At 70.3% G+C, this 24,354-nt stretch carries 22 protein-coding genes; 10 read left to right on the top strand and 12 right to left on the bottom strand.

Annotated elements, in window-relative coordinates:
* Positions 1-161 precede the first annotated feature (161 nt).
* From coxB to G7063_RS08800, 3 genes are read left to right on the top strand one after another with little or no spacing between them, the layout of a single operon-like run.
* Complete coding sequence (gene coxB, locus G7063_RS08810) at positions 162-1,073, top strand: cytochrome c oxidase subunit II (RefSeq protein WP_240916014.1); 912 nt, start codon at positions 162-164, stop codon at positions 1,071-1,073.
* The gene (gene ctaD / locus G7063_RS08805; RefSeq protein ID WP_240916013.1) at positions 1,073-2,806 is read left to right on the top strand and encodes a cytochrome c oxidase subunit I; all 1,734 of its coding nucleotides are present in this window, start codon (positions 1,073-1,075) and stop codon (positions 2,804-2,806) included. Before coxB ends, ctaD begins: the two co-directional genes overlap by 1 nt.
* A complete protein-coding gene (locus tag G7063_RS08800) occupies positions 2,803-3,201 on the top strand; it encodes a cytochrome c oxidase subunit 4 (RefSeq protein ID WP_166414064.1) in 399 nt (132 codons plus the stop codon). The genes ctaD and G7063_RS08800 overlap by 4 nt, the downstream gene beginning before the upstream one ends.
* 405 nt (positions 3,202-3,606) lie before the next feature.
* Here G7063_RS08800 and G7063_RS08795 read toward each other — a convergent pair whose 3' ends face one another.
* From G7063_RS08795 to G7063_RS08770, 6 genes are all read right to left on the bottom strand, one after another.
* Positions 3,607-3,819: a hypothetical protein gene (locus tag G7063_RS08795; RefSeq protein ID WP_166414063.1), complete on the bottom strand. Its 213-nt coding sequence runs from the start codon at positions 3,817-3,819 to the stop codon at positions 3,607-3,609.
* 176 nt (positions 3,820-3,995) lie between these two features.
* Positions 3,996-4,622: a superoxide dismutase gene (locus G7063_RS08790; protein WP_166414062.1), complete on the bottom strand. Its 627-nt coding sequence runs from the start codon at positions 4,620-4,622 to the stop codon at positions 3,996-3,998.
* 169 nt (positions 4,623-4,791) lie between these two features.
* On the bottom strand, positions 4,792-6,441 hold the full coding sequence (locus G7063_RS08785) for a cytochrome bc complex cytochrome b subunit (protein WP_166414061.1): 1,650 nt from the start codon (positions 6,439-6,441) through the stop codon (positions 4,792-4,794).
* Entirely contained in the window at positions 6,438-7,460 is a 1,023-nt protein-coding gene (locus G7063_RS08780) for a ubiquinol-cytochrome c reductase iron-sulfur subunit (RefSeq protein WP_240916012.1), read from the bottom strand. Before G7063_RS08780 ends, G7063_RS08785 begins: the two co-directional genes overlap by 4 nt.
* Complete coding sequence (locus G7063_RS08775; protein WP_166414060.1) at positions 7,457-8,239, bottom strand: cytochrome c; 783 nt, start codon at positions 8,237-8,239, stop codon at positions 7,457-7,459. The genes G7063_RS08780 and G7063_RS08775 overlap by 4 nt, the downstream gene beginning before the upstream one ends.
* A gap of 70 nt (positions 8,240-8,309) precedes the next feature.
* Positions 8,310-8,957, bottom strand: a complete 648-nt coding sequence (locus tag G7063_RS08770) for a cytochrome c oxidase subunit 3 (RefSeq protein ID WP_166414059.1) — start codon at positions 8,955-8,957, stop codon at positions 8,310-8,312.
* Positions 8,958-9,203: 246 nt separating this feature from the next.
* On the opposite strand from G7063_RS08770, the gene G7063_RS08765 reads away from it, so the two are divergent.
* Positions 9,204-9,635, top strand: a complete 432-nt coding sequence (locus G7063_RS08765) for a response regulator transcription factor (RefSeq protein WP_166414058.1) — start codon at positions 9,204-9,206, stop codon at positions 9,633-9,635.
* Between the two features lie 10 nt (positions 9,636-9,645).
* A complete protein-coding gene (gene trpD, locus G7063_RS08760) occupies positions 9,646-10,695 on the top strand; it encodes an anthranilate phosphoribosyltransferase (protein ID WP_166414057.1) in 1,050 nt (349 codons plus the stop codon).
* Between the two features lie 207 nt (positions 10,696-10,902).
* Here trpD and G7063_RS08755 read toward each other — a convergent pair whose 3' ends face one another.
* From G7063_RS08755 to G7063_RS08745, 3 genes are all read right to left on the bottom strand, one after another.
* Entirely contained in the window at positions 10,903-11,184 is a 282-nt protein-coding gene (locus tag G7063_RS08755) for an Lrp/AsnC family transcriptional regulator (RefSeq protein WP_166414056.1), read from the bottom strand.
* A gap of 74 nt (positions 11,185-11,258) precedes the next feature.
* Positions 11,259-13,157: a DEDD exonuclease domain-containing protein gene (locus G7063_RS08750; protein WP_240916010.1), complete on the bottom strand. Its 1,899-nt coding sequence runs from the start codon at positions 13,155-13,157 to the stop codon at positions 11,259-11,261.
* Positions 13,158-13,279: 122 nt separating this feature from the next.
* Positions 13,280-15,097 (bottom strand): long-chain fatty acid--CoA ligase, encoded by a 1,818-nt coding sequence (locus G7063_RS08745; RefSeq protein WP_166414054.1) that lies wholly within the window; start codon positions 15,095-15,097, stop codon positions 13,280-13,282.
* A gap of 275 nt (positions 15,098-15,372) precedes the next feature.
* Here G7063_RS08745 and G7063_RS08740 point away from each other — a divergent pair, with 275 nt between their 5' ends.
* On the top strand, positions 15,373-16,317 hold the full coding sequence (locus tag G7063_RS08740; RefSeq protein WP_166414053.1) for an ROK family glucokinase: 945 nt from the start codon (positions 15,373-15,375) through the stop codon (positions 16,315-16,317).
* 64 nt (positions 16,318-16,381) lie between these two features.
* On the opposite strand, the gene G7063_RS08735 is transcribed toward G7063_RS08740, so the two are convergent.
* Positions 16,382-16,996, bottom strand: a complete 615-nt coding sequence (locus tag G7063_RS08735; protein WP_166414052.1) for a hypothetical protein — start codon at positions 16,994-16,996, stop codon at positions 16,382-16,384.
* Positions 16,997-17,069: 73 nt separating this feature from the next.
* Here G7063_RS08735 and G7063_RS08730 point away from each other — a divergent pair, with 73 nt between their 5' ends.
* The 3 genes from G7063_RS08730 to G7063_RS08720 all read left to right on the top strand — a co-directional run bounded on the left by G7063_RS08730 (position 17,070) and on the right by G7063_RS08720 (position 20,527).
* On the top strand, positions 17,070-17,849 hold the full coding sequence (locus tag G7063_RS08730) for a 1-acyl-sn-glycerol-3-phosphate acyltransferase (protein ID WP_166415282.1): 780 nt from the start codon (positions 17,070-17,072) through the stop codon (positions 17,847-17,849).
* Between the two features lie 117 nt (positions 17,850-17,966).
* Complete coding sequence (locus G7063_RS08725; RefSeq protein WP_166414051.1) at positions 17,967-19,184, top strand: pyrophosphate--fructose-6-phosphate 1-phosphotransferase; 1,218 nt, start codon at positions 17,967-17,969, stop codon at positions 19,182-19,184.
* Positions 19,181-20,527 carry a class II 3-deoxy-7-phosphoheptulonate synthase gene (locus tag G7063_RS08720; protein ID WP_166414050.1) on the top strand — a complete coding sequence of 449 codons (1,347 nt, stop codon included), beginning with the start codon at positions 19,181-19,183 and terminating at the stop codon, positions 20,525-20,527. The genes G7063_RS08725 and G7063_RS08720 overlap by 4 nt, the downstream gene beginning before the upstream one ends.
* A gap of 94 nt (positions 20,528-20,621) precedes the next feature.
* Here G7063_RS08720 and pknB read toward each other — a convergent pair whose 3' ends face one another.
* Positions 20,622-22,679 (bottom strand): Stk1 family PASTA domain-containing Ser/Thr kinase, encoded by a 2,058-nt coding sequence (gene pknB / locus G7063_RS08715; RefSeq protein ID WP_166414049.1) that lies wholly within the window; start codon positions 22,677-22,679, stop codon positions 20,622-20,624.
* A 99-nt stretch (positions 22,680-22,778) separates the two neighbouring features.
* On the opposite strand from pknB, the gene G7063_RS08710 reads away from it, so the two are divergent.
* The gene (locus tag G7063_RS08710) at positions 22,779-23,177 is read left to right on the top strand and encodes an Rv2175c family DNA-binding protein (protein ID WP_166414048.1); all 399 of its coding nucleotides are present in this window, start codon (positions 22,779-22,781) and stop codon (positions 23,175-23,177) included.
* Between the two features lie 69 nt (positions 23,178-23,246).
* Here the strand turns inward: G7063_RS08710 and G7063_RS08705 are convergent, their stop codons facing one another.
* Complete coding sequence (locus G7063_RS08705; RefSeq protein ID WP_166414047.1) at positions 23,247-24,347, bottom strand: polyprenyl synthetase family protein; 1,101 nt, start codon at positions 24,345-24,347, stop codon at positions 23,247-23,249.
* Positions 24,348-24,354 lie beyond the last annotated feature (7 nt).

The following is a 24,354-nucleotide window of genomic DNA, read 5'->3' as shown; positions in this document are numbered from 1 at the left end:
GAGCGCCCGCGGGGTTCTTGGTGACACAACCTCGGGAAGTGACGTGACCTGCGTGCGCAACCTGGGGAGAAGAGGTGGTGGGAAGCGATAGGCTCGGACCGATGAGGACCAAGGTCCCAGTGGCGTGCCCGCCACCAGGACGTGACGTGAAAGGCCCACCCTTGCACTCGCAGACTCCCCCCAGCCGCAGCCGGCGCACGAGGATCGGAGCGATCTCGCTCTCGGTCCTCGTCGTGCTCGCGCTGTCCGGATGCTCCGAGGAGGCCCAGCGCGGCTTCCTTCCCGGGTACTCCGACGGGCCGGTGACGAACCACACCGACCGCATCACCAACATGTGGGTCGGCTCGTGGGCCGCTCTTCTCGTCGTGGGCCTCATCACGTGGGGCCTCATGCTCTGGTGCGTGGTCGCCTACCGCAAGCGCAAGGACGACCACCAGCTGCCCGTCCAGACGCGGTACCACATCCCGCTCGAGATGATGTACACGGCCATCCCGATCATCATGATCGGCGTGCTGTTCTACTTCACGCAGCGCGACATGGCCGAGATCCGCGACACCTCCGACACCCCGGACGTGACCATCCAGGTCGTCGGCAAGCAGTGGAGCTGGGACTTCAACTACCTTGACGACGACGTCTACGAGTCCGGCGTCCACGCGAGCGACGTCTCCAAGCTCGGCGGCACGACGAGCCTCGACGGCGCGGTGGGCACCGACGAGTCCCTGCCGACCCTCTACCTGCCTGTCGGCGAGAAGGTCGAGCTCATCCTCGACTCCCGCGACGTCATCCACTCGTTCTGGGTGCCCGCGTTCCTCGACAAGCTCGACATGATCCCGCACCGCACGAACAAGATGCACGTCACCCCCGAGCGCATCGGCTTCTACGCCGGCAAGTGCGCCGAGCTCTGTGGCGAGCACCACTCGGGCATGCTCTTCAACGTCGCGATCGTCCCGCGCGCCGAGTACGACGCCGCGATGGAGGCCCTCCGCGCCAAGGGCCAGACCGGCGCCCTCGGCATGGACCTGGTCCGCCAGCAGGACGACGCCAACCTCTCGTCCACGGAAGGTGAGAAGTGATGTCCGCCGCCACCCAGACCGCGGTCCCGGGCCTCGCGCCCGCGCGCAAGAACATGGGGCGCACGATCGTCAAGTGGATCACCTCCACCGACCACAAGACGATCGGCTACATGTACCTCATCACGTCGTTCATCTTCTTCTGCATCGCAGGAGTGATGGCGCTCGTGATCCGTGCCGAGCTCTTCGAGCCCGGCATCCAGATCGTGCAGAGCAAGGAGCAGTACAACCAGCTCTTCACGATGCACGGCACGATCATGCTGCTGCTCTTCGCGACGCCGCTCTTCGCAGGCTTCGCGAACGTCATCACGCCGCTGCAGATCGGTGCCCCCGACGTCGCGTTCCCGCGGCTCAACATGTTCGCGTACTGGCTCTACCTCTTCGGTGGCCTCATCGCGTGCTCAGGCTTCTTCACGCGTCAGGGCGCCGCGTCGTTCGGCTGGTTCGGCTATGCACCGCTGTCGAACGCGACCTTCAGCCCGGGGCTCGGTGGTGACCTCTGGGTCTTCGGCCTCGCCATGGGTGGTTTCGGCACGATCCTCGGTGCCGTCAACTTCATCACGACGATCATCACGATGCGCGTCCCCGGCATGACGATGTTCCGCATGCCCGTCTTCACGTGGGGAACGCTCGTCACGTCGATCCTCATCCTCATGGCGTTCCCGCCGCTCGCCGCCGCGCTCTTCGCGCTCGGTGCCGACCGCCGCCTCGGCGCGCAGATCTTCAACCCGGAGAACGGCGGCGCCATCCTCTGGCAGCACCTCTTCTGGTTCTTCGGCCACCCCGAGGTCTACATCATCGCGCTGCCGTTCTTCGGCATCATCACCGAGATCATCCCGGTCTTCAGCCGCAAGCCGCTCTTCGGCTACAAGGGCATGGTGTACGCGATCATCGCGATCGCCGCGCTCTCCGTCACCGTGTGGGCCCACCACATGTATGTCACGGGCGCCGTGCTCCTGCCGTTCTTCTCGCTCATGACGATGGCGATCGCCGTCCCGACAGGCGTGAAGTTCTTCAACTGGATCGGCACGATGTGGCGAGGGAAGCTCACCTTCGACACCCCCATGCTCTGGGCGCTCGGCTTCCTCGTGACGTTCCTCTTCGGTGGCCTCACGGGTGTCATCCTCTCGACGCCGGTGCTCGACTTCCACCTGTCGGACTCCTACTTCGTCGTCGCGCACTTCCACTACGTCGTCTTCGGCACCGTGGTCTTCGCGATGTTCGCCGGCTTCTACTTCTGGTGGCCCAAGTTCACGGGCCGCATGCTCAACGAGAAGCTCGGCAAGGTCCACTTCTGGATGCTCTTCGTCGGCTTCCACGCGACCTTCCTCGTCCAGCACTGGCTCGGCGTCGCGGGCATGCCGCGCCGCTACCCGGACTACATGCCGGAGGAGGGCTTCACCTGGATGAACCAGGTCTCGACCTACGGCTCGTTCCTCCTGGCCGCCTCGACGCTGCCGTTCCTCTGGAACGTCTACATCACCTGGCGCCGAGCGCCCAAGGTCGAGATCGACGACCCGTGGGGCTTCGGCGGCTCGCTCGAGTGGGCGACCTCCTGCCCGCCTCCGCGCCACAACTTCACCTCGGTGCCGCGCATCCGCTCGGAGCGCCCGGCCTTCGACCTCCACCACCCGGAGGTCGCCGCGATGGACTACGTCCACGGCGAGGTGTCCGCACCGCAGGCCCAGCCGAACGCGCTCGGAGCCACCGACGACCCGAAGGGTGACGACAAGTGAAGATCGAGACCCGGCTCTTCGCGGCCCTCGTGCCGTTCTTCCTCATCGTTGCGCTCGCCTACGGCCTGACGAGCAGCTTCGAGCCCGTGGGCACCGCTGCGCTGTTCCTGCTCGCGGGGCTTGTCGGCATGATCGCCGGCTATCTCTGGCTCACCGCGCGTCACATCGACGCACGCCCCGAGGACGACCCGGAAGGTGAGATCGCGGAGGGTGCCGGCGAGCTCGGCACCTTTGCCCCGTGGAGCTGGTGGCCGCTGGTTCTCGCGATCGCCGCGTCGATCTGCTTCCTCGGCCTCGCGGCCGGCTGGTGGGTCTTCTACATCGGCGCCGGATTCTCCGTCATCGCGGTGACCGGCTGGGTCATGGAGTACTCGCGCGGCATCCACGCGCACTGATCGATCCCTGGCGGCCTCACGGCCACCGCGGAGACAGCGAGGGCCGCACCCCACGGGGTGCGGCCCTCGCTGTCTCCGGAGCACGACGCTCGATGCTGTGGGGCCTCGTCCGTCTTCAGGCGAGCACCCGCGGTGCATCACCGGGCCCAAGAGGACTGCCGGTGGGGCCCACTGTGCCTCAGGTCGGACCTCGTGAGGTCTCGCCAGGCCTGCGGCATCACCCGCGGGGCAGGCCGGTCCTTCTGATACCCCCGAGGGGCAGTGGGGGAGCGACCGCGGCCGAGGGAGGGTCCTCCGGGCGACGGCGGGGCTTCCGGGCGACCGGGGGTCTCGGGGGAGGCCGGACGTGCGAACGCCCGCACCTGCGCCGTCTGGCGCTGGTGCGGGCGTTCGTCGTGTGTGTGCTCAGCCCTCGTCGGGTCGTGTGTCGACGAGATGGACCGTGCCGTCGGGTGCTACGACCCGGCGGAAGCGGCTCCTCAGCTCCTTCTCGCGCGCCCGTTCCTCGGCGTTGACCGGGCGGATCGGGGCTGCGTAGTCGCCGACCTGCGGCGGTCCGAGAACGTGAGCGAGCGTGTCCGTGAATGCGCGCCCTGCGGTGCGCTCCTGCGGCTTCATGTCGACTCCTTGGTCCGCGGCGGGGCCTTGCGCCCCGCTTCTCATGATCGTAGCCCGGGGCCCGGGCGGTGATACGGCGCCGCAGGTCAGCGGACCTGAGAGGCCCGCGACAGTGGTGCAGGTACACCGCAGGGCGACCACCCGGTGGGTGGCCGCCCTGCGGGACGTCCGGGGTGTCAGAGGGCGACGATGAGGCCCTGACCCTGCGAACGGGCGCGCTCGAGGCGAGCGGCGACGTCCGACCAGCTGACGATGTTCCAGAACGCCTTGACGTAGTCAGCCTTGACGTTGACGTAGTCGAGGTAGAAGGCGTGCTCCCACATGTCGAGCATGAGCAGCGGCACGACGCCGATGGGCAGGTTGCCCTGCTGGTCGTAGAGCTGGACGATGATGAGCTTCTGGCCGAGGGTGTCCCACGCGAGGATGGACCAGCCGGAGCCCTGGATGCCGAGGGCGTTCGCGGTGAAGTGAGCGACGAAGGCGTCGAACGAGCCGAAGAACTCGTCGATCGCGGCGGCGAGCTCACCCTCGGGACGGTCGCCGCCCTCGGGGGAGAGGTTCTGCCAGAAGACCGAGTGGTTGACGTGACCACCGAGGTTGAACGCGAGGTTCTTCTCGAGCATGTTGACGGCGCCGAGGTTGCCCGTCGAGCGGGCCTCCGCGAGGGCGTCGAGCGCGGCGTTGGCGCCGGCGACGTACGCGGCGTGGTGCTTCGAGTGGTGAAGCTCCATGATGCGGCCGGAGATGTGCGGGTCCAGTGCGCCGTAGTCGTAGGAGAGGTCGGGAAGGGTGTACTCGGCCATGCCGTGCTGCCTCCATCGTCGTGGGCGACTTGCGCCCTCGGGTGTCGACGCTGCCGTCTCGTGCGGCGGCGTCCTTGCACGTGAGCCCCGCGGCCGTCTCCGGCCGCGGGGCTCACGTCCTGCTAGGTGAACACAGGTTCAGTCTCTGGCATTCCAGGCTGCGCGTCGATCAGTGACCGATCTGCGGCGCGTCCTCGGAGCCCTCGACCTCGTGGTGGGACCCGTGCGCGTTCGCGATCTCCGCGGGCGTGACGGGCTGGATGCGGTCCTCGTAGAAGAACCGGGAGAGCGCCTGCCAGCGCTTGTCGGCGGCGTATCCCTTGCGACGGACACCACGGGCGTCCTCGCCGGGCTCGATGACGAGCGGGGCGTGCGCCGTGTAGTTGACGCGGAGCCAACGCTCCTGGTCCGTGAGCGGCTTGTGGACCTCGATGACCTCGCCGGACTCGAAGCGCACGAGACGCGCAGCCTCGTGGCCGTGGAGCACGAGCTCGCGGTCCTTGCGCTGGAGCGCGAGGCAGAGGCGCTTCGTCACCATGAAGGCGAACACCGGGGCGACGAAGATGCCGACGCGGAAGATCCACGTGATCGTGTTGATCGACATCTCGAAGTGCGTCGCGATGAGGTCGTTCGAGCCGGCGAGCACGAGGATGATGAACGCCGTGAGGAACGCGACGCCGAGACCCGTGCGGACCGGGACGTTCCGCGGTCGGTCGAGGATGTGGTGGTCGGACTTGTCCTGCGTGACACGGGCCTCGATGAACGGGTAGACCGCGAGGAACGTGAACAGCAGACCAGGGATGACGACGCCGGGCACGAGGATGTTGATCGGGATCGTGAAGCCAGCGATCACCCACTCCCAGCCGGGCATGAGTCGCAGGCCGCCCTCGAGGAACAGCATGTACCAGTCAGGCTGGGCACCGGCCGAGACGGGGGACGGGTCGTAGGGACCGTAGTTCCACACGTTGTTGATCGCGAGCGTCGCACCCATGACGGCGAGCACGCCGAACACGATGAAGAAGAAGCCGCCGGCCTTGGCTGCGTACACCGGGAATACCGGGAAGCCCACGACGTTCTTGCTCGTGCGGCCGCCACCCGGGTACTGCGTGTGCTTGTGGAGCACGACCATGAGCAGGTGGATGCCCACGAACGCGAGGATGAGCGCCGGCACGAGCAGGATGTGCACCGTGAAGAGGCGCGGGATGATGTGCTCGCCCGGGAACTCTCCCCCGAAGAGCATGTAGGAGGCGAACGCACCGATGATCGGGATCGACTTCGCGACGCCGTCGGCGATGCGCAGACCGTTGCCGGAGAGCACGTCGTCGGGGAGCGAGTAGCCGGAGAACCCGGCGAGGAGGCCGAGGATCATGAGCGTGAAGCCGACGAGCCAGTTGAGCTCACGCGGCTTGCGGAACGCCCCGGTGAAGAAGACGCGCATCATGTGCGTGACGATCGACGCCATGAAGAGCAGCGCGGCCCAGTGGTGGATCTGCCGCATGAGCAGACCGCCGCGGACCTCGAAGGACATGTGGAGCGTCGAGGCGAACGCCTCCGACATCTCCACGCCCTGCATCGACACGGGGAGCGAGTCCGACGGGTACGTCGTGAAGCCCATGGACGGCACGAAGAACATCGTGAGGAACCCGCCCGAGATGAGCAGGACGACGAACGAGTACAGGGCGATCTCGCCGAGGAGGAACGACCAGTGGTCGGGGAAGATCTTGCGGGCGAACTCCTTGACCACCGAACCGATGCCGGTGCGCTGGTCGAGGTAGTCGGCGGCCGCGCCGATCGCGGTCTCGGGCTGGGTCGTGGTCACTTGAGACGCTCCCAGAAGCTCGGGCCGATGGGCTCGGCGAAGTCGTCCTGCGCGACGAGGTAGCCCTCGGCGTCGACGGTGATCGGCAGCTGCGGCAGGGGCCGGTTCGCCGGGCCGAAGACGACCTTGGCGCCGTCGGCGATGTCGAACGTCGACTGGTGGCAGGGGCACAGCAGGTGGTGCGTCTGCTGCTCGTACAGCGCCACGGGGCAGCCGACGTGCGTGCAGATCTTCGAGTACGCCACGATGCCGTCGTACGACCAGGTCTCGCCCGAGGGGGACTGGTCGCCCTTGAGGTCACGCTCGTCGAGCCGCACGAGGAGGACGACGGACTTGGCCTTCTCCTCCATCCAGTGCTCCTCGTCGCGGAGACCGTCGGGGATGACGTGGAAGACCGAGCCGATCGTCACGTCGGACGCCTTGATGGGGCGGCCGCTCGGGTCGATCGCGAGGCGGCGACCCTTGCGCCAGATGGTGTGCCGGAACTTCGAGATGTTCCAGTCGCCACCGACCGAGCCGATGAGCGGCACTGCGATCGTCAGGGGGAAGATCGCGAGGGCCGAGAGGACCGCACCCTTGAGGACACCGCGGCGGGCGATCGCCGACTCGCGCGCACCGTCGAGGAGAGCCTGGACGGCCGCGTCGCGCGTCGCCTGGTCCGACGCGATGGGCTTGCGCTTCTCCGTGAGCTCGTGGTCGGACATGAGCGTCTTGGCCCAGTGGACCGCACCGGTGCCGATGCCGAGGAGGCTCAGACCGATACCGAGACCCAGCAGGAGGTGCGACTGCTTGACCGATGCCGGGTCCGAGGTCAGCGGGAGAGCGAAGTAGGCGACGAGGGCGCCGATGCCACCGAGGATGGAGATCGTGAAGAGGATGACGACCTGACGCTCGGACCGCTTGTTGGCGGCCGGGTCGGTGTCGCCCATGCGATACCGGTGCTCGTGGAGGCCCGGGTCGTCGAACGTCGCGGGGACGTCCGTGCGTTCGAGCTCGGTGTTGTTGTCGTTCGTGCTCACGAGGACTTCGCTCCGATCCAGACGGCGAAACCGATGAGGACGCCCATGCCGATGACGAAGACCCAGAGGCCCTCGGAGACGGGGCCGAGCGAGCCGAGGGTCAGACCGCCGACGGACGGCTGACGCTGCTCGACGAGGAACGAGATGACGTCCCGCTTCTCCTCGGGCGTGATGTTCGCGTCGTTGAAGACGGGCATCGACTGCGGGCCGGTGAGCATCGCCTGGTAGAGGTTCGTGGGCGTGGTGTCCCACAGCGGCGGGGCCCACTTGCCCTCGGAGAGCGCGCCGCCCGCGCCGACGGCGTTGTGGCACATCGCGCAGTTGGTGCGGAAGATCGCCGCGCCGTTCGCGGCGTTGCCGAGCGCAGGGTCGACCATCTCTGCGGTGGGGACCGACGGGCCCGCTCCGAGGGACGCGACGTAGGCCGCGAGCTGGTCGACCTGCTCGTCCGTGAACTGGGCGGGCTTGACCGGGGCCTGCGGGCCGCTGGCCTGCATGGGCATGCGGCCCGTGCTCACCTGGAAGTTGACTGACGCAGCGCCGACGCCGATGAGCGACGGCACGCCGTCGCGGCCGCCGGCGTCGACGCCGTGGCAGGTGGCGCAGTTGGCCTGGAAGAGCTGCTTGCCGGACTCGATGTCCTCCGCGCTCGCCGTGGTGTCGGCGTTGGCGGTGGTCGGGGTCATCACGGCGTATAGCGCGCCGGTGGCGAGCAGCGCCAGCAGCATGAGCACGACCGGCGCGAACCGGTGGTGCCTGCGGGCGGCGAGTGCCTTCACGGGAGTCCTCGTCTCGACGTGGGGGGTGGGTAGGTCAGGTGCGCGGTGTGACGTCCGCGCGGGTACGGGCTCAGCGAAGGACGTAGATCACGAAGAAGAGCGCGATCCACACGACGTCGACGAAGTGCCAGTAGTAGGAGGTGACGATGGCGGTCGTGGCCTCGTGGTGCCCGAAGCGCTTGGCGGCGTGCGACCGAGCGAGCACGAAGAGGAAGGCGATGAGCCCGCCGACGACGTGGAGGCCGTGGAAGCCGGTCGTCATGAAGAAGACGGAGCCGTAGGGGCTCGACGAGATCGTCACGCCGTGCTGCACGAGCTCTGCGTACTCGAACACCTGGCCGGCCACGAAGACCGAGCCCATGATGAACGTCAGCACGAGCCACTCGTTCATGCCCCAGCGGCCCACCTGCAGGAGCGACCCCGAGCGGCGCGGCTGGAACCGCTCGGCGGCCCACACTGCCATCTGGCAGGTCACCGACGAGGCGACGAGGATGAGCGTGTTGCCGAGGGCGAACGGGAACGCGAGGTTCGAGGCGTGCGCCTCCCACTCCTGCGTCGGCATGACCGAGCGGTGGGAGAAGTACATCGCGAAGAGACCCGCGAAGAACATGAGCTCGCTGGCGAGCCACACGATGGTGCCGACCGAGACAGGGTTCGGCCGGTTGACGCCGACGTGGGCGCTCGGGGCATGGGGGGTTGCAGTCGTCACGGGAGCCATTATGGCCGAACAGGCGGCCGTCTGGGACCATTGGACCTCCCCCGGGCCCTCACGGGTGCCGCACAATGGGCGCGCACCCGGTTCGAGAGCCGCGCAACCATGCGGAATCCCCGGGATTTCAACGGTTTTGATGACGGCTCGATGACTTTTGTCATGCCGCGCACCCGGCGTGTTTCAGCACTCAGCGGGGGCCGTGACAAGATGCGTGGAGCACGACCACAGCCCCTGCCCAGCAAAGCGAAGGCGATGACGATGTCGACCCAGCCGGCCACCTCCTCCACGTCCACCCGTGCGCCGCGGATCCTCCTGCACAGCGACGACCTCACGGTGCGTGACCAGGTCCGCACCGCCGTCGGCCCTCGGCTCCGCGCCGGTGCGCCGGACATCGAGTGGCTCGAGGTCGCGACGGCTGACGCGCTTCTGGACAGGAAGGACATCGCGTCCTTCGACCTGGTTATCCTCGACGGCGAGGCTGACAAGGTCGGCGGGATGGGCCTGTGCCGTCAGCTCAAGAACGAGATCTACCTCTGCCCGCGGGTCCTCGTCCTCGTCGGACGCCCGCAGGACGCGTGGCTCGCGTCGTGGTCCCTCGCGGACGCGACGGTGTCGCGTCCTCTTGACCCGTTCGAGGTGCAGCGGACGATCGCCGAGCAGGTGGGTGCCGCACAGGCACGGTGAGGACGACTTCATGAGCACGACGTGGCCCCAGATCCTCCGTCGGCTCGTCGCCCGTGACGATCTTCCTCGTGAGGACGTCGTCTGGGCCATGGACCAGGTGATGGCCGGACAGGTGCCGCCGGCGCGGCTCGCCGGTCTTCTCGTCGCGCTGCGTGCGAAGGGCGAGACGGTCGAGGAGCTCACTGCCCTCGCCGACGTCATGCTCGAGCATGCCGTGCCCTACGCCGCCCACGTGGGTCGCGCGGTCGACATCGTCGGCACGGGCGGCGACATGGCCGACACTGTGAACATCTCGTCGATGGCTGCGATCGTCACGGCCGGAACAGGGCTCACGGTCGTCAAGCACGGCAACCGCTCCGCGTCCTCGACGACGGGCTCCGCCGACGTCCTCGAGGCCCTCGGCATCGACCTCGACCACTCGCCCGAGCGGGTCGCCCGCATCGGAGTCGAGGCCGGCATCACGTTCTGCTTCGCCAAGACTTTCCACCCGGCGATGCGGCACGCGGGGGCCGTGCGCAGCGAGCTCGGCATCCCGACCGCGTTCAACTTCCTCGGTCCGTTGACGAACCCAGCGCGTCCCGGAGCGATCGCTGTCGGCTGCGCCGACCTGCGGATGGCGCCTCTCATGGCTGGGGTTTTCGCGACGCGGGGCACGCACGCGCTCGTTTTCCGCGGGGCCGACGGCCTCGACGAGCTCGCGGCCAACGGTCCGGCCGACGTGTGGGAGGTGCGTGGCGGAGACGTCGTCCGGTCGACCCTCGACGCCGTGGCCGACCTCGGGCTCGCACCCGTCACGGTCGCCGACCTCCGGGGCGGCGAGGCCCGGCACAACGCGGCCGTCGTGCGTCGGGTGCTCGACGGTGAGCCCGGGCTCGTCCGCGAGACCGTCCTCCTCAACGCGGCAGCCGCGATCGTCGCGGACGGCTCGCTCGCGGGCACGGCGGAGGGCTCGCTCGTCGAGCGGCTCCACGCGGGCCTCGCGCACGCGGCGGCGTCGGTCGACTCCGGTGCCGCGCGCGAGTCGCTCGCGGCCTGGGCGCTCGCGAGCGCGTCAGCCTGACGGTGCACCGTGACGGCTAGGCGTCGGAATGTGTCGGCCGTGCGCCGGACCGCGCAAGCCTGACCGCGGCGCGCGGCCGACACCGCTGAGGGCGGTCGATCGTGAGCGCGAACGCCGGCGAGGCACTGACGCGCCGGGGACGCCGTGAACGGGTAGGGGAGGCCCTCACAGTGTCGGCAAGGCCCTGACCGTGCCGGGCCCGAGGGCCTAGTCGCCGAGACCGAGGTCGAACGCCCGGTCGAGTTCGTTCGACGAGTACGTGCGGAACGCGAGGTGCGTCTGCGTGCGCTGCACGCCGTCGACCTTGTTGATGCCGTCGGCGATGACGCCCGCGAGGTCGTCGTGGTTCTTTACGCGCACGATCGCGATGAGGTCGTTGTCACCCGTCACCGAGTAGACCTCGTCGACGCCGCTGATCGCCGTGATCGTCTCTGCGACCTCCGGGATGCGGGCGGGGATCGCGTCGATCATGACGATGGCGGTGAGCATGAGGACTCCTTCGTGGGGTTCCGGCGGTGCTCGTCCCATCCTGCCATCGTGCGGGCGCGCGGTGCAGGAGCGACTCAGTCCGGGAGAACCTCGCCCGTGGCGCGGGCGCGCCGCGCCTGCGTCGCGAGGGCCTCGTAGGCGCCCGGACCGCGGACCGCGCACGAGAACGGGTGCGTCGTCCGGACGAGCCGCACGCCGGGGGAGTCGAGCCAGTCGAGGAGCAGCAGCGTCTCCTCGGGATGTGCCGCGGTCGCCGGGGCGACGGGTGGCTGCACAGCCTCGGCCGTGGCGGCCGCTGCCTCGATCGTCAGGTACGGGTCCGTGCCGACGGGCGCGACCGCGGTCGTCGCGAGGCGCCCGTGCCGCACGACGACGATCTCCCATGCGCCGTCGTCGCGTGCCCGGGCCGCGACGAGCTCGGCGCACTCGGACATCTGCGCGAACCGTTCGCGCCGCGCGGAGCCGTCGAGGAGCGCCGCAAGGCGGTCGCGCTCGACGGCGGCCTGCTCGTAGCGCTCCTCTGTCGCATACCGCGTGATGCGGGCGACCGCACGCTCGACGACCGACGAGGGGTCGTCACCCATCGCGAGCCGCGCTCCCACGACCTCGGCGTCGTGCGCCGCGCGCGCCGCACGGCCGGCGTCGTCGTCGCCCGCGACGCACGGTCCGGCGCAGCGGCCGAGATCGAGCAGCGGGCACGCCGCCGCGCCTGTACGGGCGACGAGCGGCAGCCTGCGTGTGCAGCGACGCAGGTCGAGCACGGACTGGAGGCCCTCGAGCGCCGCCTGCGCGGTGCGCCGGGAGAGGAACGGCCCGATGTGCCACGCGCCTGCGCCGATGCGTACGTCGTCGTCGGCGGGCTCGCTCGGCCGAGCCGGGTCGCCGGCGTGCCCGCGACCGGCGGATGCGCCTGCGTCGTGCTCGGCGACGACCTGCGTGACGATGCTCAGCCGCGGGTGGGGCTCGTCGGTGAGCCTCACCCAGGGCATTCGCTCGGGGAAGCGGGACCGGCGGTTGTAGCGAGGGGAGTGCTCGGCGATGAGCCGGAGCTCGCGCACCTGCGCCTCGAGCCGCGTCGCGCACGGCACCGCCGAGACGCGTTCGGCGATCGTCACCATCTCGGCCATGCGACGGCGCGTCTCCGCCCGGGTGAAGTAGCTGCGCACCCGCGTGCGGACGTCGACCGACGTGCCCACGTAGAGCACCTCGCCGTCAGGCGCGTGGAACATGTAGACGCCCGGGCCGCGCGGCGTGCCGTCGGCGAGGTGCCGCTTGGCGCGCACCGCGGGCGGCACCGGGTCGACGGCCGAGGCGAGGTCCTCCAGATGCGTGATGCCCCACGGGGCCAGACGCCCGAGCAGCGCATGGAGGACGTCGACCGTCGCGCGCGCGTCCGAGAGCGCCCGGTGGTCGGGCACGGTCGTCGCGCCGAAGAGCGCCGCGAGGGTTCCGAGCCGGTGGTTGCGGACCTCGTCCTTGGGCACGACCCTGCGCGCGAGCGCGACGGTGTCGACGACCTCGAAGCCGGGCCACGGTGTGTCCGTCGCGCGGGCTGCGGCCTTGAGGAAGCCCACGTCGAAGCGTGCGTTGTGCGCGACGAGCACAGAGCCGCGCGCGAACTCGAGGAACGAGGGCAGAACGCTCTGGATGCGGGGGGCGTCGATGACCATCGCTGTCGTGATGCCCGTGAGGACGGTGATCTGCGGGGGCACGGGGCCACCCGGGTTGACGAGCGTCTGGAACTCCCCGAGGATCTCGCCGCCGCGGACCTTCACCGCCCCGATCTCCGTGATCGCGTCGGTCGAGGCGGCTGTCCCCGTGGTCTCGAGGTCGACGACGACGAACGTCACGTCGCGCAGGTCCGTGCCGAGGTCGTCGAGCGAGCCCTGCACCCCGACCGCGTCCGGGGCGACGACGGGACGCCGCAGCCGGGTGCCCGGGTGGTGCGTCGCGTGCGAGGCCGAGGTGCTCATGGACGTGACCGTACGCCGACCCACCGACATCCTCGCGACGCCCTCGGCGACGACACCCCGACCTGCGCGGACGACGACGGCGGCACACCCGGGAAGGGCGGCCGCCGTCGTCGTCGTGCGTGTCAGACCGTGCCGGGCGACGCGACCCCGTCGTAGAGGGCCTCGACCTCCGCACCGAAGTCCTCGAGGACGAGGGACCGCTTCACCTTGAGCGACGGGGTGAGGTACCCGTTCTCGATCGTGAAGTCCGTCGGCAGGATGCGGAACTTGCGGATCGACTCGGCGCGTGAGACCGCCTTGTTCGCGCGCGTCACGGCCTTGTCGAGCGCCGCGAGGACGTCGGGGTCCTCCATCGCCTGCTCGAGCGTGAGCTTGGGCTTGCCGCGCGCCGTGAGCCACGTGGGCAGCGACTCGAGGTCGAGCGTGATCATCGCCGCGATGAACGGCTTCGCGTCGCCGACGACGACGCACTGCGAGACGAGCGCGTGCGCGCGCACGCGGTCCTCGAGGATCGCTGGCGCGACGTTCTTGCCGCCCGCGGTGACGATGAGCTCCTTCTTGCGGCCCGTGATGCGGATGTAGCCGTCCGCGTCGAGCGAGCCGAGGTCGCCCGTGCGGAACCAGCCGTCCTCGAACGCGTCCGCCGTCGCCTCGGGGTTGTTGTGGTACCCCCGGAAGACCTGGGGACCCTTGGTGAGCAGCTCGCCGTCCTCGGCGACACGGATCGAGGCACCGGGGAGAGGAGGGCCGACGGTGCCGATCTTCGCGAGCGCCGGGAGGTTGACCGAGATCGGTGCCGTCGTCTCCGTGAGCCCGTAGCCCTCGAGGACGGTCAGCCCGACGCCGCGGTAGAAGTGACCGAGCCGCTCACCGAGCGCCGCGCCGCCGGAGATCGCGTAGCTCGCGTTGCCGCCGAGCGCCGCACGGATCTTCTTGAGCACGAGCGCGTCGGCGACCTTGTGGCGCGCGGCGAGCATGAACGGGACCTTGCCCTCGTCCTGTGCGCGCGACCACGCGATCGCCGTCGCGGCGGCCCAGTAGAAGATCTTCCCCTTGCCGCCCGCGATCGCCTTCTGCTCGGAGGAGTTGTAGACCTTCTCGAAGACGCGGGGGACCGAGAGGATGAACGTCGGTCTGAACGCCGCGAGGTCCGGCAGCAGGGTGCCGACGTCCGGGGTGTGACCGAGGACGACGTTCGCGGGGACCGTGAGCACCCCGATGAACCGTGCGAAGACGTGAGCGAGCGGCATGAAGAGCAGCGTGCGCCGCCCGGGCTCGCCGACGACCTCGGTGAGCTTCTCGATCGCGTTAAGGCTCAGGGTGACGAAGTTCTCGTGCGTGAGCTCGGCGCCCTTGGGGCGGCCGGTCGTGCCCGACGTGTAGATGATCGTCGCGAGCGAGTCGAGGGTCGCGAGCGACCGTCGGCGTGCGATCTCCTCGTCCGGGACGTCGGTGCCGCGCGCCACGATCGCGTCGATGCCGCCGTCGTCGATGACGACGACGTCGCCGAGGGTCGGGCACTTGCGCCGCACCTGCTCGACGGTGTCCGCGTGGGCGGAGGTCTCGACGACGACGTGCTTGACGTCGGCGTCCGTGAGGATCCACTGGACCTGCTTGGTGCTCGACGTCTCGTAGAGGGGGACCGGGACCGCTCCGGCCGCCCAGGCGGCCCAGTCGAGGAGCGACCACTCGTAGCGCGTACGGGACATGATCCCGACGCGGTCGCCGGGCTCGAGCCCCATGCCGACGAGGCCCTTGGCGACCGCGACGACCTGCTTCTCGAACTCCCGTGCCGTGATGGTGCGCCAGGGCACGCCGTCGGCGACCTTGACCTCGATGATGGCCATCTCCGGGAAGCGCTCGAGGCGACCCGCAAGAAGGCTGTTGATGTTCTCGGACCGGGGCGGGTCGACGAGGATCGGCGTGCTGTGCTCGCTCATTCTGACTCCAGTGGCAGTGGGCGTGTGCCCACAGGTTAGCGGCCTGCGGAGCGGGCCGTGACCGCCGTCGCATTATCACGGGCGGTCGTCACCGATCCGTGACCTAGGTCCCTGATTCACGGGACGGACGGCGAGGTCCGGCGGCGCGCGCAGCCCGCCGCGCCGCGCATCGAGATCTGGGACGTCCGGTGCTGGAAGCGATCCCGTGCTGTGGCACGCTTGGGGGTTGTGAGCGACGCTGACGGGCGCCGCCGGACGACAGGAGCTGGATCAGGATGCACGCGCTCGGAGTGGACATCGGCGGGACGAAGATCGCGGCCGGAGTGGTCGACGAGAACGGCGCCATCCTCGCGCAGGTGCGGCGCCCCACGGACCCCACCGACGCCCCGAGCATCGACCGCGCCATCGCGGCCGCGTACCACGAGCTCGCGGCCGAGCACGAGATCGGTGCGATCGGACTCGCCGCCGCCGGCTTCTGCAGCCCCGACCGCCGCAGCGTCGCCTTCGGCCCCAACATCGCCGCATGGCGCGACTACCCGCTCGCCGAGCGCGTCGCGGAGCTCACCGACCCCTCGATCCCCGTCGTCGTCGAGAACGACGCGAACGCCGCCGGCTGGGCCGAGTACCGCTACGGCGTCGGCGCGGGTACGAACGACTTCCTCATGCTCACCGTCGGCACGGGTCTGGGCGGGGCCGCTGTCGTCAACGGCGAGCTCGTGCGCGGCGCGTATGGCGTCGCGACCGAGGTCGGGCACATGCGCGTCGTCCCGGACGGTCGCCTGTGCGGCTGCGGCCACTTCGGCTGCTGGGAGCAGTACGCGTCGGGCTCGGCCCTCGTGCGGACAGCACGCGCCGCGCTCGTCGCGCACCCCGACCGTGCGGTGCGGCTGCGCGAGCTCGCCGAGGGCGGCGAGCTCGTCGGCCCCCACGTGACGGCCGCGGCCCAGGAGGGCGACGCCCTCGCGATCGAGCTCTTCGCGGAGCTCGGCCGCTGGCTCGGCGAGGGCGCAGCGACCGTCACCGCTTTCATGGACCCCTCCGTCATCGCGATCGGTGGCGGCGTCGGCGACGCGGGCGACCTGCTGCTCCTGCCGACCCAGGCGGCGTACGAGAGCGTCCTGCCGGCCCGCACCCACCGCTCGCGGCTCGCGACGATCGCGATCGCGACGCTCGGCAACGACGCGGGCATGGTCGGCGCGGCCGACCTCGCGCGCCACTGATCGCACGCCCGACGACGAGGCGCGCGGACCGTGACGGTCCGCGCCCCTCGTCGTCGTCCTGTTCCTACACCCAGGGCTCGTCGTCGCCGCGGGAGTCCCCCCGCTCGTGGGGGAGGCGCCAGAGGAGGACCCCGGCGCCCCCTGCGAGGAGTCCTGCGCCGATCCACGCGACGACGGACGGCATGACGCGGACGAGCAGTGCCGAGGCCACGAGCGCGAGGATGCCCGCGGCCACCGCGAACCATGCCGTCGTGAGGACGGGGTCCCCGCCTAGGATCGGACCCGGGTCCGGCGGGACGAAGTGGCTCTGCTCGTCCTCGAGCGCGATCTCCTCCTCCGAGGCTGCATGGTCGCGCGGCCCGATGGGGTGAACGCCCGGGAGCGTCGGGACGTCGGTGAGCCACGACTGCCGCCGGACGTCGACGTGGTCCGTGGCGGCGCGCACGTCGTCGAGACCCGCGACGATCCGCGCGAACTCCGTGTCGGTGTCGAGGTCCGCGGCGTCCGCGGCGGTGCCGCCTGACGCGTCGGGAGCGTCAGGTGCGGTAGGTTTCTCCGCAGGGACCGAGGTGTGCGCATCGGCGTCGTCGGTCGCCCGGACGCCGTCCGCGACCTCGCCCGTGAGGTCCTCGGAGGCCTTGTCAGGGCCCTGCGTGGGATCGACGTTGGGTTCCACCATGCAGATCACTCTAGAGTCGGAAGGTGCGCCCCGTCGGAGGCGCGAGGAGGAAGCTGCGTTGTTCTACTGGCTCATGAAGAAGATCGTCGCCGGTCCCTGGCTGAAGCTGTACTTCCGGCCGTGGACCCGCGGGCTCGAGAACGTGCCCGCGACCGGCGGGGCGATCCTCGCGAGCAACCACCTCGCCGTCATCGACTCCTTCGTCCTGCCGATCGTCCTCGACCGCGAGATCGTCTTCATCGGCAAGTCCGAGTACTTCACGGGCACGGGACTCAAGGGCCGCCTCCAGGCGAAGTTCTTCCGCGGCGTCGGGACGATCCCCGTCGACCGCTCGGGCGGCAAGGCCTCCGAGGCCGCCCTCAACACGGGACTCGCGCGTCTGCGCGAGGGTGGGCTCTTCGGCATCTACCCCGAGGGGACGCGGAGCCCCGACGGTCGGCTCTACCGCGGCAAGACGGGCGTCGCGCGCCTCGCGCTCGAGTCCGGCTGCCCCGTCGTGCCCGTCGCGATGATCGCCACGGAGGATGCCCAGCCGCTCGGCAAGGTCATGCCGCGCCCGGTCCGCGTCGGCGTCGTCGTGGGGGAGCCCCTCGACTTCTCGCGCTACCACGGCATGCAGGACGACCGCTTCATCCTGCGCTCCGTCACGGACGAGATCATGTACGCGCTCATGAGCCTCTCGGGCCAGGAGTACGTCGACATCTACGCCGCTACCGCGAAGGCGCGGATCGCGGCGGGACAGAAGTCCGGTGCGGACGCCGCTCCGAGCGGCAAGGCTCCTGGAGGACGTACCGCTCCGGACGTCCATGTGCCGGTCCCGCCCGAAGAGGGCGCGGCACCGTCGGTAGACTGACGGCGGCGTGGACGGCTCTGCCGTCCGGCGCCCCGCGGTCCGGAAAACCATGGCCCGACGAGCCCGACGCACCCCCGCGTCGCAGGCCCGTGGGCGACGATGAGAGGTAGTTCTTCGATGGCTGTACGTCGTGTTGCCCTTCTGACGGCCGGTGGCTTCGCCCCGTGCCTCTCCTCCGCGGTCGGAGGGCTGATCGAGCGCTACAACGAGCTCGACCCGTCGATCGAGATCATCGCGTACCAGCACGGCTACCACGGCCTGCTCCGCGGCGACAAGATCGTCGTCGACGCCGAGGGCCGCGCCAAGGCTGGCGTCCTGCACCGCTTCGGCGGCTCGCCGATCGGCAACTCGCGCGTCAAGCTGACGAACGCGAAGGACTGCGTCAAGCGCGGTCTCGTCCAGGAGGGCGAGGACCCGCTCAAGGTCGCGGCCGAGCAGCTCAAGTCCGACGGCGTCGACGTCCTCCACACGATCGGCGGCGACGACACGAACACGACCGCAGCCGACCTCGCGGCGTACCTCCACGAGAACGACTACGAGCTCACGGTCGTCGGTCTGCCCAAGACGATCGACAACGACGTCGTGCCGATCAAGCAGTCGCTCGGTGCCTGGACGGCCGCCGAGGAGGCCGCCGGCTTCGCGTTCAACGTCATCGGCGAGCACCGTTCCGGCCCGCGCATGCTCATCGTGCACGAGGTCATGGGCCGTCACTGCGGCTGGCTCACCGCCGCTGCGGCTGCCGAGTACCGCAAGCACCTCGACACGCTCGAGTGGGTTCCGAGCCTCGGCCTCACGCGTGAGCGCTGGGACATCAGCGCGGTCTTCGTCCCCGAGATGAAGATCGACATCGAGGCCGAGGCCGCGCGCCTCAAGGCCGTCATGGACACCCAGGGCAACGTCAACATCTTCCTCTCCGAGGGTGCGGGCATGCACGAGATCGTCGAGCAGCTCGAGGCCGCAGGCGAGACCGTCGAGCGTGACCCGTTCGGCCACGTCAAGCTCGACACGATCAACCCGGGTGCCTGGTTCGCCAAGCAGTTCGCGGAGCGCCTCGGCGCCGAGAAGGTCATGGTCCAGAAGTCGGGCTACTACTCGCGCGCCGCTGCGGCGAACGAGGAGGACCTGCGCCTCATCAAGTCGATGACGGACTACGCCGTCGACGCCGCGCTCCGCGGCGAGTCGGGCGTCGTCGGGCACGACGAGGAGAACGGCGACGTCCTCACGGCCATCGCGTTCCCGCGCATCGCCGGCGGCAAGGCGTTCGACGTCAAGCAGCCGTGGTTCGGCGAGCTCCTCGCCGGCATCGGCCAGGACCTGGTGCCCGCACAGGCATGACGACGACGGCGCACGACGAGGTGGTGGAGGGGCTCGACCACTTTCGCTCGCTGACTGCCAAGCAGCAGCCCACCTGGCCCGACGCTCACGCGTTGGGCCAGGTGGCCGCGCGCCTGGCCGAGGCCGCCCCCCTCGTCGTGCCCGCAGAGGCCGACCTGCTCACCGAGCGGCTCGCAGCCGCTGGTCGCGGCGACGCGTTCCTCCTGCAGGGAGGCGACTGCGCCGAGACCTTCGCCGAGGCGCAGGCCGACCGGATCCGCAACAAGATCCGCACGATCCTGCAGATGGCGGTCATCCTCACGCACGGCGCGAGCATGCCCGTCGTGAAGATGGGGCGCATGGCCGGGCAGTACGCCAAGCCGCGCTCGTCGGACGACGAGACCCGCGACGGCGTGACCCTGCCCGCGTACCGCGGTGACATGGTCAACGGCCACGACTTCACCGAGGCCGCTCGCATCCCGGATCCCCAGCGGCTCCTCGACGGCTATCAGATCTCCGCCGCGACGATCAACATCGTGCGTGCCTACACGCGGGGCGGTTCCGCCGACCTGCGGCGCGTGCACGAGTGGAACCGCGGCTTCATGCTGAACCCCGCATATGCGCGCTACGAGTCGACAGCCGCCGAGATCGACCGCGCGCTGCGCTTCATGGACGCGTGCGGCGCCGACTTCGACGCGCTGCGCACGGTCGAGTTCTACGTGTCGCACGAGGGGCTCCTGCTCGACTACGAGCGCGCCCTCACGCGCGTCGACGCCCGCACGGGCGAGGCCTACGACACGTCGGGGCACTTCCTGTGGATCGGGGAGCGCACACGCGACCTCGACGGCGCGCACGTCGAGTTCCTCTCGCGCGTCGCCAACCCCATCGGCGTCAAGCTCGGACCCACGACCTCCCCGGCAGAGGCGATCGCCCTCATCGAGAAGCTCAACCCGACGGGACGTCCTGGTCGCCTGACGTTCATCACCCGCATGGGCGCGGGCCGCATCCGCGAGGCGCTGCCCCCGATCGTCGCGGCCGTCCGCGACCACGGGAGCCCCGTGACGTGGGTGACCGACCCGATGCACGGCAACACGATCACCGCCGCGACGGGCTACAAGACCCGCCGCTTCGAGGACGTCCTCGACGAGGTGAGCGGCTTCTTCGAGGTCCACCGCGCGCTCGGGACCGTTCCGGGCGGGCTTCACGTCGAGCTCACGGGTGACGACGTCACGGAGGTGCTCGGCGGCTCCGAGGAGATCGACGACGAGGGCCTCGCTGCCCGCTACGAGACGCTCGTGGACCCGCGCCTCAATCACCAGCAGTCGCTCGAGATGGCCTTCCAGGTGGCCGAGATGCTGCGCTGACGGCGCACAGAGCGTTCGTACGTCGAAGGGCCCCGACCGCATGGTCGGGGCCCTTCGACGTACGTATGCGCGCGCGGCGATCCGTGGGTGGGCCTCAGACGACCGTGATGGAGATCGTCGACCCCTTGGGGATCTTGGTGCCGGCATCCTCGCTCTGGAACCGCACGATGTTGAGGAGCCCGCCCCACTGCTTCTTGACGTCCGGCACGAAGCCGGCGTCGCGGAGGATGCTCTCCGCGTCGGCGGCGGACTTCCCGACGACGTTGGGCACGACCATGAGCGGAGGTCCCTCCGAGACGACGATCGTCACGACGTCCGTGCGGTGGGCGTCGCTCGAGGCCGTCGGGCTCTGGGAGATGACCGAACCCTTGGGAACCGTCTCGGAGTGCTCCTTGGTGACCTTCACCTCGAGCCCGACGCTCTTGAGCGTCGCGGTCGCGTTCTTCCTCGTCGAGTCGACGACCTGGGGGACCGTCACCGGGGCGGGGCCCTGCGAGACCGTCAGCGTCACGACCGTCGAGTGCGTGACCTCCGCGCCCTCCGTCTGGTCGACCGCCATGACCTGGCCCGCGGGGATCTTGTCGTCGTGGACGAGCGTGTCGGGGGCGAGCTCGAGCTGGGCCTCGGCGAGGCGCGCGTGCGCCTCCTCGGCCGTCAGCCCGACGAGGTCCTTCGGCACGGTACGCATGAGGATGCCGAGGGACACGACGAGGCGGACGGTGCCCTCCTTGTGGATCTCCGCGCCCTCGCGGGGCTCGACGCTGACGACGGAACCCTTGGGGATGTCGTCGTCGTTGACGGTCTCGGAGGTGTCGGCGCGGAGGCCGAGCGTGCGTAGCGCAGCCGATGCCGCGTCGGCCTCGGCGCCGACGAGCCCCGAGGGGACCGTCGTGTAGGCGCCAGGCCCCCACGTCGCCCACCAGAGGGTCGCGCCGCCGGCGAGCGCGGCCACGAGGACGACGACGAGCGTCGCGACGAGCGCGCGCCGTCGACGGCGCGCGCGACGCGCCGGACCGACGGTGTCGACGGGAGCGACCGCACCGGTGCCGATCGGCAGCGCGATCGTGGTGCCGGAGCCGGCGATCCCGAGAGCCTCCGTGCGGTCGTCGTCCTCGTCGGGGGTCGGCGCGGACACTGGCGAGGAAGGCGATGAGGGCGTGTCCGGGCTTGGTGCGGAGTCCTCGCCGGGCGGAGGCGGGACGGGAGGGATCGCGGCGTCGTCGGCCGCGGGCTCGTCGATGTCAGGAATCACCTGGGAGGCGACCTCGACCTCGTGCCGCAGCGCGAGATCCTCGGGCGCGAGCGCCGCACGCGTGCGACGCAGCAGCTCGAGCGCGGCCGACGCGTCCGGCGGACGGTTCTCCGCGTCGCGCGCAGCGAACGCTGCGACGAGCTCGTCGACCTCGGTGGGGACGTCGTTCGCGACGTCGGAGACGTCGGGGACGTCGACGTTCACGTGGCGGTACGCGACCTGGATGGGCGTCGCACCCGTGTGGGGCTGCGCGCCCGTGATCATCTCGTGGAGGAGGATCCCGACGGCGTAGACGTCTGTGCGCGCGTCGCACGCCCCCGTGAGGATGATCTCCGGGGCCAGGTAGGCGACGGTGCCGAACACCGTGCCGGTCGCGGTCGACGTCACCTCGGTGACGGCGCGCGCCAGGCCGAAGTCGGCGACCTTGATACGCCCCTCCTCAGAGAGGAGGACGTTCTCGGGCTTGATGTCCCGGTGGACGAGTCCCGTGCGGTGCGCGGCCGTGAGGGCGTCGAGCACAGCCTCTGCGACGTCGAGCGACTCGCCGACCGAGAGAGTGCCCCTCTCACGCAGCCGTCGGCGCAGCGTCGTCCCGTCGACGAGCTCCATCGTGAGGTAGCTCGTGTCGCCGTCGACGCCCTGGTCGAACACCGCCACGAGGCCAGGGTGCGCGAGACGTGCCGCCGCGCGGGCCTCGCGCCGGAAGCGCGAGACGAAGTCCGCGCCCTCCGCGCCGTCGGCGAGGTGGGGGTGCATGACCTTGAGCGCGACCTCTCGGTCGAGACGCCGGTCGACGGCCCTGTAGACCGTCGCCATGCCGCCCCGAGCGATCCGTGACACGACGAGGTAGCGGCCGTCGACGAGACGGCCGACGAGCGGGTCGGTCAGGGTGGCTCCCACGGTGGCGAGTCTACGGTGGTGCGCCTGCCGGAGGTGGGTGGGCGCGCCCGATGTCCACCGCGTGATCGTGGGTGCTTCACACACGACTACCGTGGACCCATGACTGACACCACGTACACGGGGGAGTGGCTCACGCTCCCGGCCGTCGCCGAGCTCCTCGGGACCGACGTCGCCAAGGTCCGGGGAATGCTGCACGACCGCGTCATCGTCGCGGTGCGACGTGGCGAGAACCCCGTCAAGCGCGTCCCGGCCGACTTCTTCGTGCCGCGCCACCTGCAGAACCCTGCGGACCGCCGCACGCCCGTCGAGGGCGAGCACCCCGTCCCGCTGCCCTCGCTCCAGGGCACGATCGCGCTGCTCGGAGATCTGCGCTTCGACGACGAGGGGATCATCGACTGGCTCCTTGCTCACAACGAGGAGATCGGCGCGTCGCCGCTCGCCGCACTGCGCGAGGGCCGCAAGTCCGAGGTGCGGAGGGTCGCGCAGTCGATGCTCTGAGCGCCGAGACCTCGGACGTGTGAGGCCCGGTCGGGGATCCCCGACCGGACCTCACACGTTGGAAGAGCCTCAGGCAGCGCGCTCGATCGCCGCGTAGCCCAGCGCGCGGAGCATCGTTGCGCCCTCACCCGCGAGGTCGAGCGCGTCGAGCGCCTCGAACGCCTCGTCGGCGAGCTGGTCGACGAGCCGCTCGACCCCGTCGAGGGCGCCGGTCCGCACAAAGATCTCGCGCAGGTCGGCGATCTCTTCGTCGGTGAGCTCGGGCGATCCGACGAGCCCGCGCACGAGCGCGGCCTCAGCAGCGGTCGCGCCACCGAGCGCCCGCGCGAGGAGGACCGTGCGCTTGCCCTCGCGCAGGTCGTCGCCCGCCGGCTTGCCGGTCGTCGCGGGGTCACCGAACACGCCGAGGATGTCGTCGCGCAGCTGGAACGCCTCGCCGAGCGGCAGGCCGAAGCGGCGGACGCCCGCGAGCGTGTCCTCGTCGGCACCGGCCGCGGCCGCGCCGAGGCTCAGCGGGTGCTCGACCGAGTAGCGAGCCGACTTCGCGCGGATGACGGCGCGGGACCGGCGCTCGTCCTCGGCGGCGTCGTCGCTCCACGGGCGTACCTGCGAGAGGACGTCGAGGTACTGGCCGAGCGTCACCTCGGCGCGCATCGTGTCGAAGATCTCGCGGGTCGGCGAGCCGACGCGCTCCGGCAGGTGCTCGAGCGCGGTCGTGAGCATGCGCTCGCAGCCCGCGAGCGCGAGGTCGCCGAGGAGGACGGCGGCCGAGAGGCCGAACTGCGAGGAGTCGCCCGGCCAACCGCCCGCGCGGTGCACGCGCGCGAAGTGGACGTGCGCCGTCGCATGGCCGCGGCGGGTGTCGGACTTGTCCATGAGGTCGTCGTGGAAGAGCGCGGCGGCCTGGAAGAGCTCGAGCGCGGCCCCGAGGCGCAGTGCGCCCTCGGCCTCGCCCTCGTCGTCGGTCAGCGCACGCCACGCCCAGTACGTGAAGGCCGCGCGGAGGCGCTTGCCCCCACCGAGCAGCCTGCCCATCGCGTCGAAGAGGGGCACGACGTCCTCGCCGTGCTCGGCGGCCGCGTCCTGGCGGGCGCCGGTGAGATAGAGGTCGACGAGGTGGTCGACCCGGGAACGCACGTCGTCACGATCGACCAGGGCTGGGGTACTCATGCCCGCA

Origin of the sequence: Sanguibacter sp. HDW7 (assembly GCF_011300875.1) — a bacterium.
Classification (GTDB): Bacteria; Actinomycetota; Actinomycetes; order Actinomycetales; family Cellulomonadaceae; genus Flavimobilis.
This window is presented reverse-complemented; position numbering and strand designations above follow the sequence as displayed.